Source organism: Segatella hominis (genome assembly GCF_004535825.1).
Lineage (GTDB): Bacteria > Bacteroidota > Bacteroidia > Bacteroidales > Bacteroidaceae > Prevotella > Prevotella hominis.
On the sequence record NZ_SGVY01000049.1, the window covers coordinates 1 to 15,356 of the forward strand.

Here is a 15,356-nt window from a genome sequence, read left to right on the forward strand (position 1 = left end):
ATTCCTCACTCGCTTGCTTTATGCCGATTTGGCAACTTTGTGCAAATCTACTCATTCCCAACTGTTTACGTTCCAACCTCTCTTATTCTCCTTTGGCTGCTTTAGAGCTTTATGTTAAACAATCTAAAACTAATTTTTGTTCTCGATTTTTCTCGTTGCAAAGAGAATTATTTTTCTTATAACCATCAGTTATTTATACATACATTAATATAAATACAGATAAATTTTGCATAAACTTTACAAATATCTTCATAAATTGAATAAATATGTTCTTATACGGAATGGTAGATGCTTAGATTTAACAATACAAAAAAAGTTCTGCCTGCAACTTAACGTTTGCAAACAGAACTTTCTTTATCGGGAATTTCTTTCATCCATATTGCAATATCAATAGGAATCGTGCTTTATCCTTATATTTTGCTATACAATTTTCTGTAATTTAAGCTTCCTGTTTCTTTGGAATCACAACCGATGCTCCGATGCTGGCGAGCAATACGAGAAGGATAATGACGAGAGAAGCTACTGCATCTATCTCGAAGAAATCGTGGATGAGCATCTTCACACCGATGAACACCAATAGCACGCTTACACCCACCTTCAGATAGCGGAACTTATCGGCTATCGCTGCCAAGAGGAAGAAGAGCGCTCGCAGACCCAAGATGGCGAAGATATTGGAGAAGAACACTACAAACGGGTCGAGTGATACTGAGAATACGGCAGGAATACTGTCGAAAGCAAATATCAGATCGCAAAACTCGATGAATACCACCGTCATCACCAAAGGACCTAAGTGCAGACGTCTTTGCATGAACTTCACCACAGGATGTTCAAGTGCATTGATTTCTTCCTTCTTATTTCTATTCAGGAACATCTTAGCTCCGCTATAAACTAAGAATCCTCCGAATATAAGCAATATCCAGGCAAATCGGCTGATGAGGGCTGCACCTGCAAAGATGAAGACAAAGCGAAGTACGATGGCTCCCAAGATTCCCCAGTTTAATACATGCTGATAATCTTTCTTATCCACTCCGAATGAACTGAAGATCATCATCATCACAAAGAGATTATCTACGGAGAGCGTCTTCTCTATCAGATAACCTGAGATGTAAGAGATGGTCATGTAGTGGCGATATTGCTGCAGACTTGCCTCATAGTCATTCGAATCCAGCTTGAGATGAGAAGCATAGCGTGAGGCTATCAGTTTCAAATCGTCAAAGTTCTCGATGCCGTGCACCATATCGCCATGGAAGTAGATGAATACGGCGAAGGCGAGGGCGAGAATAATCCAAACTGCTGTCCAGGATCCAGCTTCCTTGATGGAAACTACATGCGCCTTTCGGTCGATAACCAGCATGTCTAATACGAGTATGGCAGCGATGAATATCACAAAGCCCACCAAAAACATCGATTCTGTAAAAACATGTTCCATTTTTTCTTTTCTTACCTATTTATATATATAATACCTAAATTATTCCTATTTCATCTAAATCTGATTCATATCATAAAATAACCAGATTCTTTATCATAGAATTTTCATATTCATTTCAACCGTTAGAAACGTGGCGCAAAATTAGAAAAAATATTCGAAATAGAGAAAGTTCCATGAGGAAACTTAATTGAATTTAACGTGAATAATGAGGAATGTAATAGGATTGTAATATGCGGAGTGAAGAAAAAGGGTGATTGAGAGATATTAGTCCATCAGGATTGACACAACTTCCTCTTCATTAGGCCAATGGGGCAGATAGAGCAGTGGGCGAGGGGTGCCCCCCAAGCCCGACCAGTCTATCTGTTTCACGTAGTCAAAATCGGGAGGACCGAAATCGAAGCTTCGACCATAGAGGACTATGGCTCCCCGACTTTCGTCGATTTTCCATAGTCCTCCACCGTATGTGCATTGCTCTCCTGGAGCCAGCATATCACGGTGCAAATAAACGTGTCCGAATTTCAGTACACCCTCTCTATTGATAATGAATTTCTGAAACATGAATTTTATTATTTATTCTGTTTTATCAGCCTTGTCATTTTATCTGCGACAAAATTATAAAGCTTTTGAATGCAATACAAAGATTATTTTTCTTTCCAAAACAGTTGGTCAATAAACTCATAGCGCTTCTCCATCTGGGCATCAGCTTTTACCTCAGTATTCACATCTATCTGAAGCACAGGAGCTACGGACTTGCCGTTGGTAGATGGCCATTCCGGCAGACCCAGACCGTTTGGATTTCCGGTCTTCACGAAGTTTACATAATACTGGCTGAAGATTTCGCTAATCATGTAATCCTCCGGTTGCCAGTTGAACACGCGGTTGGTAGGCAAAGTGCCCATTGCATATTCTATGTCGGCAGAGTGAACGGCTCCCTTATCCTGTGGAGCAGGAGCTGCATCTTCCTTCGCATCTACCACGCCGCCAGCCAAAGCTGCCACCTTGCCCTTGATGGCCATTGCTGGGCGAGGATGACAATAGCGATAGCGGTAAACTGGCTGTCCGCCGGTCAGCTTGTGCATGTTGCCCCACTTCCAGGTAGAATAATCCAGGAAGATATCCGAAGCCAGATTCACACCCGGCTGCTCCAACACATCCTTGTCGCTGTTGATTCCGTAAAGACGGAAGAGTTCGTCGATGTTCTCTTCTCCGAAGGTAGCCTTGGCGCCAGCTTTCAGGTTCTCAACGGTTGGCTTTTTGCCCATCAATACTGCCCCAGAGTTCATCTCCAGGTTGTTGCCGCCAATGAGCAGAGGCACCTTGGTCTGTTCGCCCTTGGCGAAGACATCTACAGGCTGTTCTTTCATAAAATATCCGTCGATATTATAGACAGGAACCGCTCTTACGCCCGCCAGCATCATCAGTTCTTCGGCAGGCAGCGCACGAAGTTCATTGAGGTTCTTCAATCCTACGTTCTTTTTCACCTTCTTGCCCGTTTTCTTGCCTATCTTCTCTGCTATTTTCTGGGCAAGCTGCACGCCTTTCTCCTCGGCTTCCTTCTGGGTAGCAATCTTCTTGAATCCCATCACCGAACCGCTGGAACCCATAGCCTGGGCAAAGAGTCCCTGGCAGAGAGGGGAAGCCATCAGAGCACTAACCGACATAGAACCGGCTGATTCACCTACAATGGTAATGCGGTCAGGATCACCACCGAAAGCCTCGATATTATTCTTTACCCATTGGATAGCAGCTACCTGGTCCATGAAACCATAGTTTCCTGAGCCCTTATAGGAAGTCTCCTTGGAGAGCTGAGGATGAGCAAAGAATCCGAAGATGCCCTCACGGTAATTGGCAGTGATAGAGATGATTCCCTTTCTCGCCATTGCATCACCAGCATATCGAGGTTCGCTTCCGCTACCAGCCATCAATCCTCCACCATTGAAATAAATCAATACCGGCAGATGCTCCTTCATGGTCTTTGCAGGAGTCCATATATTCAGGTAGAGACAGTCCTCGCTATTATTCTTTGTTCCGAAGTTCATATCACCGAAGATAGGTTCCTGCATCGGGTTCGCTCCGAATTCCTTAGCCTCGCGCACACCCTCCCATTTCTGTACTGGTTGCGGAGCCTTCCATCTGAGATTACCTACAGGAGGTGCTGCAAACGGAACACCTTTGAAAACCTTGATGCCAGAGAGATCCTTTCCTTCGAGGATACCTTCAGCAGTTTTGACCTGTGTCTGTGCCATCATTCCCATAGCAGGGAGCAGAAAGGCGAGGGATAGAAATAGTTTTTTCATCTGATATAATTTTTATGATGATATATTTTAAAATGTGCTTTAAAGTGCCGTATTTCCTTAGTGATCATGCAGCATTTGCAAAACGATATTGCAAAAATAAACAAAATATCAATAGTTTGACTTGTTTTCCTCATACTTTTTTTATATTTTTGCAAAAATAAACAGAATACGAACGTAAAACATGAATTAAATATAGAAAATGATGGAAGGTTATAAACAGAAGAAATATCCCGTAGTCACCAAGCGCTACGTACAGTGGTTGGAGTTAGAATCGGATGAAGAGGCTATCCGTGAATATCGCAAATTGCATTCTGAGGGTGTGCAATGGAAGGAAATTCGTGATGGAATCCGACAGGTAGGCATTCTGGAGATGGAGATTTACATCTTCGGCAACAGACTGGTGATGATAGTTGATGCGTCGGAAGATTTCGATTGGGACAAATCAATGGCAGAACTTGCCACACTCCCAAGACAAGCAGAATGGGAAGAAGTGGTAGGCAAATTCCAAAAATGCGGCAAAGGTGCTACCAGCGATGAAAAGTGGCACATGATGGAACGCATATTCTATCTCTACGATTAATTTTCGATAATCGTAAGTCTTTTATCATTTGTAAATTAAAATTTATTTCTTAATAAAATGAGGATGGAGTTCATCTCCATAGTTGGGAGCATATCTGAATCCATTCAACTCGAAATTGAATATATCTGAAGGCTGGTCTATCCGATTTTGAATGATGAACTTAGTCATGGCTCCACGGCAACTTTTGGCATGGACGGATAACATCTTGATGGTGTCACCCTTGTCCACATAAAATAAAGGTTGAATCACCTTTACCTCTTGGCAAACTCGCTTCCAGTCGAAGAGATGCTCAAACTCCTCGGTGGCTAGATGAATGAGGATGCCATCGTTTGCTTTCACAGCCTCAATCAACATATTCGTAAGATAAGTTTTCCAAAAGGCAAAGAGATTCATTCCCTTAGTAGCATCCAGCCTTACCTTTCCTTCCATGCGATAAGGATGAATCATATCCAAAGGACGCAACAGACCATATAGGAAAGAGGTGATGAAGAGATGATCTTGTGCAAAAGCAAAATCATCTTGGCTAAAGTTGTCTGCCTGGAGATATTTATATGCCTGGCCATAGTAGGCAAGGATGGAAGGCAACAGCTCTTCCTCGTTCCAGAAACTCTGATATCGTTGCTGATTCTCCAGGGCGATGGCTTGGCTGCATTTCAATTCTTTCATGAGACGATTTGTGTCCCATGTGGAAAGTTCCAAGGCAAACAGTCCGGCTTGTTCCTGAAACTTAGGCTTGCTTTTCATCGGAATGTCCACAGATGTGGCAGCATTCATGATTTTGGCTGATGCTAAGAGTATTTGCATATTGATGTCGGTTATATTCTTTATGATAGGATATTCTGCAAGATCTCGTCCAACTCCTCCAATTCAAATGAAATCATATTGTATAAATTATTTATCCTATTTTTATTTGAGTAGCATGAACTCCCCTTCAACCTTGCAACCTTCGAAGCCCATTTCTCTGGCTTTGTCTAATCCGAAAGTGAAATAGACGGCTTCGCCCTCATCACAAACCTCGCCTTTGGAGTTCTCCAGAGTCAAGTGGATGGTGACGATGTTGCGGCGCTGGCTGGCGATGTGACCACGCACCGTAATCTGAGAATCGGTGGTCATCACAGGCTTCTTGTACTTCACGTTCAATTGCATCGTAACACCAGTAGTCTGCAGCTTGCGGTTGATGACCCAGCCTGCCACTTCGTCCATCAGCATACTAATGATGCCGCCATGCAAGGTATTTACCCATCCCTGATAATTCTCACCAGGTTTCCAGATGGTAAGAACATCCTCATTCTCTTCCCAAAACTCAAGGTGCAATCCTACCGGATTGTTTGGTGCGCAGCAAACGCAGTTGTAACCTTCCTTATTCAGATAAGGATTCAATATTTTTTTCATATCAAAAAACTCCTTTTCTAAGTGGAGATTCAATCTTCCACATTTAAAATATCATTTAGCATCGCAAAGATACGAATAATATCTGATAAAACAAAATTTTTAAGTGACTGAATACCTACAAATGGGTATTTTGCAAGAAATGCATACTAAAGTGGTGTGATAGAATACCTATTTTTAGGTATTGCAAGGTAGTTTTCTTAATTATAACTTTGCAACCCGAATTGGATTTAAACTCGCGGGAAGCGAGTGAGTGAATAAAATGAATAAATATTATACAAAAGCATGAAGATGAAGCGCATTGTTATATTAGTATTATTAGGCATGTTCTGTTTAAATCAGACCCATGCACAGGTTTTCAGGGGACAGTATATTTCTGAATGGCAATGGGATATGAACAAGAATACCAACCTTGTGAACCAGTTGAGATTAGAACTGAGTATTCCAATAGGAAACGGAAAGGATTCATTCGAAGCAGCAACGCTCCATGTGGCAAAGACCAACGATGGCATTATAGATGACTGGCAGGGGTTTTCAAACATAGATGAAGATAATCATTTTGCCCTCCTTGCCGTGTTGGGTTACATGCACGAGTGGAATTCTGGCCATCTGTTTGCGGGTGTGAGGAATGTAAACGAGGATTTCTTTACATCAGACATTACGTCACTATTTCTCAACAGTTCTGAAGGAATTTTTCCTACCATTGCATCCAGTTATCCGATAGCGAATTATCCACATTCGGGATTAACCCTTTATTTTGATGTTACGAAGGGAAGATGGACCTTCAAAAATAGTCTGAATAATGGTGCAGGTTATAGTGGATGGAAAGCTCACGATAATCCTTTCCTGGTTCGTCCAAAAAAGGATGGAATCTTCAACATGTCGCAGTTGGAATATAATTATAAAGGTGGGAAATATTTTGCAGGTATTGCCCTTCATACCCGTCAATATCCGATCAATGAGGATGGCGAAATGGTATCTTCTGATGAATCCAGGAGCAAGCTTACCGGTGCCTGGTGGGTCTATGGTGAACAGGAGGTTTGGAATTCTGGAGAAAAGACGATCTCCTGCATGGTGCAGTATTCCGAGAATACGAGTCATCAGAATGCTTGTTACCGGTATGCAGAAGTGGGCGGTTCCTATCAGGATGAAAAGAACGAGTGTGGCTTGTCTGCCCAGTATGCCCGTTTCCAGCAGGGAACAGAATGTTCTTTGGAGGCTACTTGGAAAAGACAGTTGACTGAATCCATTTCCATCCAGCCTTCATTCCAATACATTAAAAACGACAATGGAGATTTCACGGCACTCTGTGCCCGACTCTATGTAAGTTTCTAAAGAAAGAGAAATTTAGCAAAAAGTGTACATCGTTTGACTTCAAAAAAAAACAAACGATGTACACCTTTTTTATATGGTAAAATAACAGCTATCTACTATTCTGAATGAAACTATAACATCTGAGATAATTCCCATGCCCTTACATGCGTAATACCCTTGCGAGAAGGCAACTGGAGATCATCAAGCGACACTTTCGGTATAAAGCGGACGAGGAAAACCACAATCGATGGTGTTACCGAACCAAAGATTATACTTCTTTACTGATTCTATATTTTCGTTCATATTCGAATTTTTGTGCAAAGATAGCATTTTTTTCGTGTATAGCCGAAAATATCTCTGTTTTTAACAAGATTTTCGCCTATAGACGAAAATCCCCTCATTTTCATCATTTTTTTCGTCTATGGACGAAAATTTTGAAGTATCGAGATTGTTTCAATCTTATTTCCTTGCTATCCATTTCGGCAAGACCAGGGTGCTCATCACAAGGAAAGGGTACAACCTGTACTCCACCCTTAATTCACATTTCAAAGATGTGATGGAAAAGTGAAGAAACCGTTAAACTCATCAGCCCCTTCGGGATAGATAGCACGAGATAAGTATTTGCAATAAAAAGTGGAAATTTCTTGCTTGCTCTTTCAAAATATTGTATCTTTGCACCCGCAATCGAAAGAAAAAGAAAAGTAGCAGTAAAAACAACAATTATTTCAGATAAAATGGGAGACAGAATAACAACAATAGAACAGGGAATGCAGCGACGCACAGAATTGCTCTTAGGAAAGGATAATCTGGAGAAATTACAGTCGGCACGCGTGCTCATCTTCGGTATTGGAGGTGTGGGTTCATGGTGCGCCGAGGGATTGTTGCGTAGTGGCGTGCGCAACATCACTATCGTGGACAGTGACCGTGTCTGCGTAACCAACTGCAACCGCCAGCTGATGGCAACAAGCCGTACCATCGGAGAAGTAAAGGTGGATGCACTGCGCGAACGACTGCTGGAGATCAATCCCAATGCCAACATCACGGCTTATCAGAAAATCTATCAGGCTGAAACTGCCGACGAGTTCCACATGGAGGAATACGACTTCATCATTGATGCCATCGACTCACTGAAGGATAAGGCCGACCTGATACTCCGTGCCACTGCCCTTCCGAAGGAAATCACATTCATATCTTCTATGGGTGCTGCTCTCCGACGCGACCCGTTCAAGGTCAGGAAGGCTGAGTTTTGGAAGGTAGAAGGTGATCCATTAGCCAAAGCCTTGCGTAAAAAATTCAAGAAGAACAAGACCTTCCCTCACCGCAAATTCCAATGTGTATATAGCGTAGAAACGCCAATGAAGAATATGGGCGTAAACAAAGCCTGCGGTACAGGCGGTTGTCTGTGCCCTAAAGCGAAACTGCTCAGCGGAGAACGTGGAACAGACACAGCCATCTATGATGCTCCAGGCGACCAGAGCCTTGTAGAACATGAATGGTGCTCTACGAAGGCGCAGATCAATGGTTCACTCTGCCACATCACCGCAACTTTCGGTATGGCAATCGCAGGTATGGTAATCAATCAAATCATTGATTGATGATCATAATTCACCATAAAAGATAAAATTCCTTATTTCATTACTGGTAGTAATAACTTAAAGGAGCAACTGGCTCAATTGTCGATTTTATGATTTCTATAACATACATTATAGCATACGTTTGTGCTGGCATCTGTATCCTGGCACTTTTGGAAAAGTTGTTAGGCTTTGTAGCTTATATAAGGGATGGCTGGAAACATGTCAATCAACTTTGTCCAAATAAAAAGCTTGAGGATTTGAATACCTTCACGAAAGGAGACAAGCTTTATGAGGGCAAGGTAAATGTTGGCCTGCGCAATTACCAAAAGAGAAATTTACTGAAGTGGTGCTGTCAGGTGACAGTTCCAATTGAAGAGATGGACGAGCAGGGCCTGCCTACGGAAAAGGAGAAAAAAAACCTTGGGGACTTGATAGGCGCCATCGATTTATCCCTTCGCATCAAATGTAAGGATGTGCCATATCCACTGATTGTTGGTTTTGTGGAGGGCAATAATGTCTGCAGCATCTATTGGATGGTAAATAATCCTGAAAATGCGGGCAAAGTGTTAGGCAAATTGAAGCTTGATCGCAAACTTCAGTATACGATGCGGCAAGATCCATTCTGGACACAATTTAATACTTTGCTGGAAGAGTTATAATAGTTCCCTGGCAATCCAAGCGCATGCCTATATCATTGCCTTTATTATAGTGTTGCTCTTTCGCTAGGCATTTTGCTTATATGGAGCAAAAGATATTAAAAAATCATTTAAAAATAGATGATTTTCAGTATTATTCAGTACTTTTGCACCGAAAGTTTTTGATAGTAAAAATTTAAATATTACAGACATGATAAGACTGAATGTATTTTTTGAAGTGAAAGAAGGAGTGGATATGGAGCAACTTAATGCCCTGTGTCAGGAGTTAGTGGAAAAGTCATTGGCTGACGAAGGCAACATTGCCTATGACTATTTCGTTAGTGGTACTCGTGATGGCGTGATGATGATATGTGAGACTTGGCAGAACGCTAAGGTGCTGAAAACTCACATGGAGTCTGCACACTTTACCACGTTGGTTCCTCAAATAGAGGCTTTGACGAAGCATGGATTGAAACTGGAACAATTTCAGTTTGAGAAATAACAGGTTTCCTTAAAGACGATATGCGACATGAGCCAGCTTCAGCTACAAGTAGTTCTCTGAATCATCTTTGCCCACGAGAAGGTGATTGGAGTTGACTTAACAGAAGAGTGCTCAACCTCTCTATTAAACAACAATGAAGATGCAATACAAAAATATCATTTTCGATTTGGGGAACGTACTTGTGAAGTTGAATTCTCTAGGATGTATGAATGCTTTCAAGGTACTTGGAATGGAGAAACTGATAGACTCTAACCCAGAGGCAAAGAGACTCATGGGTGAGTTAGGTGTAGGACTGATCTCTACGGAACAGTTTTGCGATGCGGCAAGGAACTTGACCCTGACAACAGTTTCTAATCACCAAATTATTGAAGCGGCCAATCGAATGTTGGTTGTTATTCCCGATGAGAAGAAACGCAGGCTTTTAAAGCTCAAGGCTAAGGGCTATCGTCTCTTTCTATTGAGCAACACCATAGACATTCACTGGGATTATTGTGTGGAGAAGTTATTCCCCTATCAGGGGCATAATGTGGAAGACTATTTTGAAAAAGTCTTCCTCTCTCAGCGGCTCCATCTTTCCAAGCCGGATGCAAGAATCTACGAGGAAGTCATCAGACAAGCAGCGATAGTTCCTGAAGAATCGTTGTTTATTGACGACCTCCAGGAGAATTGTGTCGCTGCGGAAAACCTCGGCATTTATACATTCCAGAATGTTGAGTTTGATGATTGGCTCGACTTGGAATTATAGGAAGCTATTCTGACTGCCTATTGAACCTATCGATTCTTTCCTTGATGATTCGGATATAGGTTCTTTTCATCTTGTCATTAAGGAAAGAAGCCCTGTCCGCTCATAAATATCATTTTTCTCGATATACTTGGACAAACCAAAATAAAAGTTGCTTTTATTGTCGGAATGCTGTGTTTTATATTTAAATTGCGAATCATCCCTTTTCTGAGAAGATTACCTTATCACTATTGAGATACCTCGTTTTGAAGGTATGTTTGATATCCTCCCTATCCATTATCTTGCCGTTTAATTGTTCTTTTTCCATTTCCATTGTTTGCTCATTCATTTTTCTGCAAAATTCGGTGAATCGTGAGAAAAATCATTGCGCCTGAAAAATTTTTTTATTGTGTGAAACGAACTTACACAGGTGTGGGCTATCTTTGCATCAGAATTTTTAATTGATATACAATGGAGAAGTTTGATATTAATAAAGAAATGGCGAAGTTAAAAAAACTGAACATTATGTCATCATAGATTGACTGATTTTCAAAATTTAGGCAAAAAGAATGAAGGAGGCCTTGTTTAGGTCTCCTTCATAAATTCAATATAACAGCTTACTTACTTCTGCCGGATTAAATGCCCACTCATGGGTATAGCTTTCATCTGCCTGTTCTGCAGAACCTACTATTTTCTGACTCTGTGCTTCGGCTTTCATCTTAAGAAGCTCACCAATCTTGAGTTTCCTTTGTAATTTTATGAGTAAAGCCTCTATATCCTTACTTCTAGCCGAACGCAATGTCTGTCCTGCGATAGGCATTTCCAACCAGATGATTTCTCGTTTGGCAATGTCCAGAACCCCGAATACCAATCCTTTGGAGAGATTGTCGTCGGCAACCCTCACCATGTGCTGAACACTGGAAGGGTCATAAGCTACTCCATCTTTCTCTGATATTTTCATCTTGTTGGCGGAGTTCATCCAACCAACTACAAGATTTGGAGATAAGGATCCACAGGAGTAGGCGTTGCATGTGAAGATGGCATACTTAGCTTCTGCAGCCTCCAGTTCTGGCAGTGACAGTTCAATGTACTCTGCTGTACCCACCATCTCAGGGATAGAACGTATGTCACCAGAATGCTTGGCACCTGTGCAGGTAAGATTGTAATAGGCACATTCCTCTATCTTATCCTCGTAAGAGATGCGACAGCTCAAGTCCATGTCCAAATGCTGGGCATGCAGCCCCTTTCCCCATTGCAAGAATAACCTTACCGCATCTCCTTCCATAGGGAAGCGAGTTCCCATCAGTGCACAACTGGTATCCTGTATGGTTGTTGATCGGTCGCCGACGCTAACAGGTATGTCATATAACTCAGGGGCGATGTAGATGGTCTTGCTCTCTGTGTCCTGTGCCTTGAAACGCCTGAACATAGAGTCCTTGTACATACCATTCACATCCTCAATCATTTTCTCTCGTTCTACCTTACTGTATAGAGCAAGCAATTTGTTGTGTGGGATGATCTTCTGGATTCCAGTAATAGTCTTGATTGACCTGATGGAGTCGATGTCAAAATATTCTTCTGCTGCATTGCCAAGGGAGACGAGTAGTCTGGCTGGCAGCTCATCGGCAATCTCTCCAAATGCTTTCAAGGTTCTTAAGCTACCGAATCTCAACATAGTGGCAAAGAGACATCTGGCAAATGAACCTGGTCTTTCCTTGAGCATGCCTAAAACCTTTTCTGCCTGGTTGTTGTTCGAAGCCTGATCTAAGTTTCCCTGCCACGTGGTGTAGTTTTGTTTATAGAAAATGTCCATGACATCAGCTAACTTCTCATACCCTTTTCTCTTGGCGTACTCCGCCAGACGCAAGGCACGTATGAATCTTACCCACATACCACGCTTGGAGTTCATGTCCTCAGCCATCTTAATTGCCGAAAGCGGGAGATTGTTTATCCATTTGCTCACCGTCTTGCAATTTTTACGACTATACTTGAGCATGAGCTGCTGCTTCATCTGCTCCTGATAAGTCAAGGCTTTGTCACAAACAAAGTTCATGTGAGCTCCCAGTCTTCGAGCATTATTCATAAGAGTTGAAGGTTTGATGATCTGAACGTGCCCAGTCTTCTCAAACCATAGGTATCTCAAGATGTCTGTTGGAGTCTTGAAATAGTCCATGGCTCTATCAGCTTGACCTGTTGACACCCAATGTTTGATGACCAGCATCATGGTCTCCTTCATGCCAATTTCTGTACCTTCTGGAACCTCAAAACAATTCAAAAGCAGATTGAGTGAATCTTTTTGGGTTGTATCAAGAGGAGTAGGAGAGGTAAGTAACGAAAGAAATATTCCCTTCAAATCTTCTCTGTTCAATAACCTAAGTTCCTTAAGCTTGTTTCCCTGTCCCTTGTACGCATAATTTGTTGTTTTGAACGGTGTTCCACAGAAAGGGCATCCATTGTATCTTTCCAGTGGAAATGTACCATCTGGAATCAAGTGACCACAAGGTAGGGTAGTTCCCTTGATATTCAGTTCACCCTTGATGATGTTGGCAACCCAGGTTATAAAGTGGTCAGCGACCCCCTCGCCTGTAGGCATGTCCCATCCTTTGACAAGAGACGACCAATTGAGTCCAACTCCCATCACATCCTCTATGATAGAGACTATATCTGCTAATTTCGCCACAGGTACTTCGTCTAATGCATGGAGAAGTTCTTCGCTCAAACAAAAGCCATTTTCTTTCAGGCGTTCAGTGAGGGAATAAACAGCAGGTGTCATCTTTGAGGACATGTCTATATCCTCTTTTTCAATATCAAGATACAAAGCCTTGTATCTCAAAGCAACCTTCAATAAATTCTCATCGTTCATAATTATCTATTATATAATAAGGTAATCGAGGAACTTCAAACCATTAAGAACTGCAATCTTATGTCATGTAGTAAGTCCCTCTTGACCTATGTTAATAATTGGGGCTGCGAGCTGGAATCGAACCAGCGACACTAGGCTTTCATTGCAGCAGTATGTGTGAGTTGACCAGCTTGATGATGGTAATTCCCACACAAAACTATGCTCTACCAGCTGAGCTATCGCAGCCATAAACTATCTTCAAGCAATGAAAATTGGAGGTAATAGCCATGCTGAGTACCCATAGCTCTAGTACTACAACAGTACTAGCGATTCATTAATGAAGTAAGCATCGCTTGACCTCCAAATATCCATATTTCTTGTTTTCGGATGCAAAGTTACAACATGGGTATGCAGTCTTTCTGCGTAGATAAGAAAAAATATGCTCAAGCCTGAAAAAACAAGGATTGAGCATGTTGTGAATATTTATCAATTTGCCATAAATCTCCTTTAATAAAAAAGGGGTGATGTGTGTGTACAAATCCATATTTTTATTTAAAAAAACTGTTTCTTTCAGAAAAGTGTGGTTTCCGATCCCCGTATTCATAGGAAAAGTGTATTTTTTATTTGGTTATTTCGTAGGAAAAGTGTATATTTGCACCGTTAAAATCATAAGAAAAGTGTAATTATGCTGTATAGAAAGATAGAAAAATATATCGTAAGTCACTTACAATCAGGGTCTGACAAGATTCTGATTGTAGATGGTGCACGCCAAATCGGAAAATCGTACATTATCCGAGAAATCGGAAAGAAGCTTTTTCCCAACTATATTGAGGTGAATATGGAAACAGATAAGCTTGGAGACCGGACTTTTGCTGACGCTAAGACGGTGGATGATTTCTATTTGGCTTTGAGTACGGTGGCAGGTGATAGGATGAAGGAAAAGAATAACACTTTGGTATTTATAGATGAGATTCAAGCCTATGATCATTTGCTTACTTTGCTTAAGTTCCTGCGTGAAGATAATAAGTTTACTTATATCGCCAGTGGTTCGTTGCTGGGTGTTACGCTTAAGACAACATCATCTATTCCTTTAGGCAGTATCATTATCCGTCACATGTATCCGTTAGACTTTGAAGAGTTCCTGATAGCCAATGGAATCGGGCAATTGGTGCTTGATGCGATTCGCAAGAAGTTTGCTGCAAGGGAGTCGATGCCGGAAGCTATCCATAACAAACTTCTAGATTTGTTCAAGAAATATCTCCTGGTAGGTGGATTGCCTGATGCTGTCAATGAATTCTTAGCAACCAAGAATATCACAACTATTCGTACCATTCAGAATGAAATCCATCATCTCTATGGAGTGGATGCGGCACGTTATGAGGAGATGCACAATCGCTTGAAGATTCAGCGCATCTACAGTATGGTTCCTTCTAATTTGGAAAACAAGAAAAAACGTGTGGTGGTGAAGGACATTGAGGACAAGAAGGGAAAGCGAATGAGTGATTATGTAGAGGAATTTGATTATCTGATTTCTTCTGGCATTACCTTGGAAGTGAAGGCCATCAGTAAGCCAAGTTTCCCTCTGATAGAGAATAGTGGTAAGAATCTGCTGAAGCTTTATATGAACGATGTGGGTATTCTGACCGGCATTTTCTTTGGCACCAACATCAAGGCGGTGATGGATGATGTGGCAAGTATTAATCTCGGTTCCGTTTATGAGACGGTGGTGGCACAGGAGTTGAAGGCGCATGGCTTCAATCTTTATTATTACGACAACAAGAAGACGGGGGAAGTAGATTATCTGATAGATGACATGGAGCACCTTTCTGTTCTTCCGTTAGAAATCAAGTCTGGTAAGGATTATCAGGTGCATAGTGCCTTGGATAAGTTCCTGCAAGTCAAGGAATATAACATCCAGCAAGCCTTCGTTTTATCCAATACTCAGCAGGTGAAGGTGAAGGATGGAATAACTTATCTGCCTATCTATTATATAATGTGTATAGAGCCAAAGCAGGCAGAAGATGAAGTGTTGCTTTAGGACGATTGGTAAGATATAGCAAGAAAAGTGTAAAG

Annotated in this window: 13 protein-coding genes, 1 tRNA gene and 1 pseudogene; 8 read left to right on the forward strand and 7 right to left on the reverse strand. The window is 41.7% G+C overall.

The window, feature by feature from the left end; translation table 11 throughout:
- Positions 1–182, forward strand: a pseudogene (locus tag EXN75_RS18045) (hypothetical protein); the annotation flags it as partial.
- A gap of 257 nt (positions 183–439) precedes the next feature.
- Here the strand turns inward: EXN75_RS18045 and EXN75_RS13930 are convergent.
- From EXN75_RS13930 to EXN75_RS13940, 3 genes are all read right to left on the reverse strand, one after another.
- Positions 440–1,429, reverse strand: a complete 990-nt coding sequence (locus EXN75_RS13930; RefSeq protein ID WP_134844261.1) for a TerC family protein — start codon at positions 1,427–1,429, stop codon at positions 440–442.
- A gap of 264 nt (positions 1,430–1,693) precedes the next feature.
- Positions 1,694–1,987: a hypothetical protein gene (locus EXN75_RS13935; protein WP_134844262.1), complete on the reverse strand. Its 294-nt coding sequence runs from the start codon at positions 1,985–1,987 to the stop codon at positions 1,694–1,696.
- An 83-nt stretch (positions 1,988–2,070) separates the two neighbouring features.
- Positions 2,071–3,726, reverse strand: a complete 1,656-nt coding sequence (locus EXN75_RS13940; RefSeq protein ID WP_134844263.1) for a carboxylesterase/lipase family protein — start codon at positions 3,724–3,726, stop codon at positions 2,071–2,073.
- A 202-nt stretch (positions 3,727–3,928) separates the two neighbouring features.
- On the opposite strand from EXN75_RS13940, the gene EXN75_RS13945 reads away from it, so the two are divergent.
- Positions 3,929–4,306, forward strand: a complete 378-nt coding sequence (locus tag EXN75_RS13945; RefSeq protein ID WP_167639533.1) for an L-rhamnose mutarotase — start codon at positions 3,929–3,931, stop codon at positions 4,304–4,306.
- Between the two features lie 42 nt (positions 4,307–4,348).
- Here EXN75_RS13945 and EXN75_RS13950 read toward each other — a convergent pair whose 3' ends face one another.
- On the reverse strand, positions 4,349–5,110 hold the full coding sequence (locus EXN75_RS13950) for a YaaA family protein (RefSeq protein WP_022110911.1): 762 nt from the start codon (positions 5,108–5,110) through the stop codon (positions 4,349–4,351).
- Between the two features lie 102 nt (positions 5,111–5,212).
- Entirely contained in the window at positions 5,213–5,698 is a 486-nt protein-coding gene (locus EXN75_RS13955) for a PaaI family thioesterase (protein WP_134844265.1), read from the reverse strand.
- Positions 5,699–5,980: 282 nt separating this feature from the next.
- Here EXN75_RS13955 and EXN75_RS13960 point away from each other — a divergent pair, with 282 nt between their 5' ends.
- The 5 genes from EXN75_RS13960 to EXN75_RS13980 all read left to right on the forward strand — a co-directional run bounded on the left by EXN75_RS13960 (position 5,981) and on the right by EXN75_RS13980 (position 10,465).
- Positions 5,981–7,030, forward strand: coding sequence for a carbohydrate porin (locus EXN75_RS13960; RefSeq protein WP_246031411.1), 1,050 nt, complete (start codon positions 5,981–5,983; stop codon positions 7,028–7,030).
- A gap of 713 nt (positions 7,031–7,743) precedes the next feature.
- Entirely contained in the window at positions 7,744–8,604 is an 861-nt protein-coding gene (locus tag EXN75_RS13965) for a tRNA threonylcarbamoyladenosine dehydratase (protein WP_134844266.1), read from the forward strand.
- Between the two features lie 149 nt (positions 8,605–8,753).
- The gene (locus EXN75_RS13970; protein WP_158570136.1) at positions 8,754–9,242 is read left to right on the forward strand and encodes a DUF695 domain-containing protein; all 489 of its coding nucleotides are present in this window, start codon (positions 8,754–8,756) and stop codon (positions 9,240–9,242) included.
- Between the two features lie 187 nt (positions 9,243–9,429).
- Positions 9,430–9,720, forward strand: a complete 291-nt coding sequence (locus tag EXN75_RS13975; RefSeq protein ID WP_022109813.1) for a putative quinol monooxygenase — start codon at positions 9,430–9,432, stop codon at positions 9,718–9,720.
- Positions 9,721–9,859: 139 nt separating this feature from the next.
- Entirely contained in the window at positions 9,860–10,465 is a 606-nt protein-coding gene (locus EXN75_RS13980) for an HAD family hydrolase (protein ID WP_246031412.1), read from the forward strand.
- A gap of 580 nt (positions 10,466–11,045) precedes the next feature.
- Here the strand turns inward: EXN75_RS13980 and EXN75_RS13985 are convergent.
- Positions 11,046–13,304 carry a hypothetical protein gene (locus tag EXN75_RS13985; protein ID WP_134844268.1) on the reverse strand — a complete coding sequence of 753 codons (2,259 nt, stop codon included), beginning with the start codon at positions 13,302–13,304 and terminating at the stop codon, positions 11,046–11,048.
- 99 nt (positions 13,305–13,403) lie between these two features.
- A tRNA-OTHER gene (locus EXN75_RS17830) sits at positions 13,404–13,529 on the reverse strand.
- 439 nt (positions 13,530–13,968) lie between these two features.
- Here EXN75_RS17830 and EXN75_RS13990 point away from each other — a divergent pair.
- Positions 13,969–15,321: an ATP-binding protein gene (locus tag EXN75_RS13990; protein WP_134844269.1), complete on the forward strand. Its 1,353-nt coding sequence runs from the start codon at positions 13,969–13,971 to the stop codon at positions 15,319–15,321.
- Positions 15,322–15,356: the final 35 nt, after the last annotated feature.

Bases quoted from the DNA above. Each gene is read 5' to 3' on its own strand.
- EXN75_RS13965 (WP_134844266.1), top strand. From the start codon at position 7,744: ATGGGAGACAGAATAACAACAATAGAACAGGGAATGCAGCGACGCACA.
- EXN75_RS13935 (WP_134844262.1), bottom strand. From the start codon at position 1,987: ATGTTTCAGAAATTCATTATCAATAGAGAGGGTGTACTGAAATTCGGA.
- EXN75_RS13930 (WP_134844261.1), bottom strand. From the start codon at position 1,429: ATGGAACATGTTTTTACAGAATCGATGTTTTTGGTGGGCTTTGTGATA.
- EXN75_RS13980 (WP_246031412.1), top strand. From the start codon at position 9,860: ATGCAATACAAAAATATCATTTTCGATTTGGGGAACGTACTTGTGAAG.
- EXN75_RS13990 (WP_134844269.1), top strand. From the start codon at position 13,969: ATGCTGTATAGAAAGATAGAAAAATATATCGTAAGTCACTTACAATCA.
- EXN75_RS13955 (WP_134844265.1), bottom strand. From the start codon at position 5,698: ATGAAAAAAATATTGAATCCTTATCTGAATAAGGAAGGTTACAACTGC.
- EXN75_RS13945 (WP_167639533.1), top strand. From the start codon at position 3,929: ATGGAAGGTTATAAACAGAAGAAATATCCCGTAGTCACCAAGCGCTAC.
- EXN75_RS13940 (WP_134844263.1), bottom strand. From the start codon at position 3,726: ATGAAAAAACTATTTCTATCCCTCGCCTTTCTGCTCCCTGCTATGGGA.
- EXN75_RS13975 (WP_022109813.1), top strand. From the start codon at position 9,430: ATGATAAGACTGAATGTATTTTTTGAAGTGAAAGAAGGAGTGGATATG.
- EXN75_RS13950 (WP_022110911.1), bottom strand. From the start codon at position 5,110: ATGCAAATACTCTTAGCATCAGCCAAAATCATGAATGCTGCCACATCT.
- EXN75_RS13960 (WP_246031411.1), top strand. From the start codon at position 5,981: ATGAAGATGAAGCGCATTGTTATATTAGTATTATTAGGCATGTTCTGT.
- EXN75_RS13985 (WP_134844268.1), bottom strand. From the start codon at position 13,304: ATGAACGATGAGAATTTATTGAAGGTTGCTTTGAGATACAAGGCTTTG.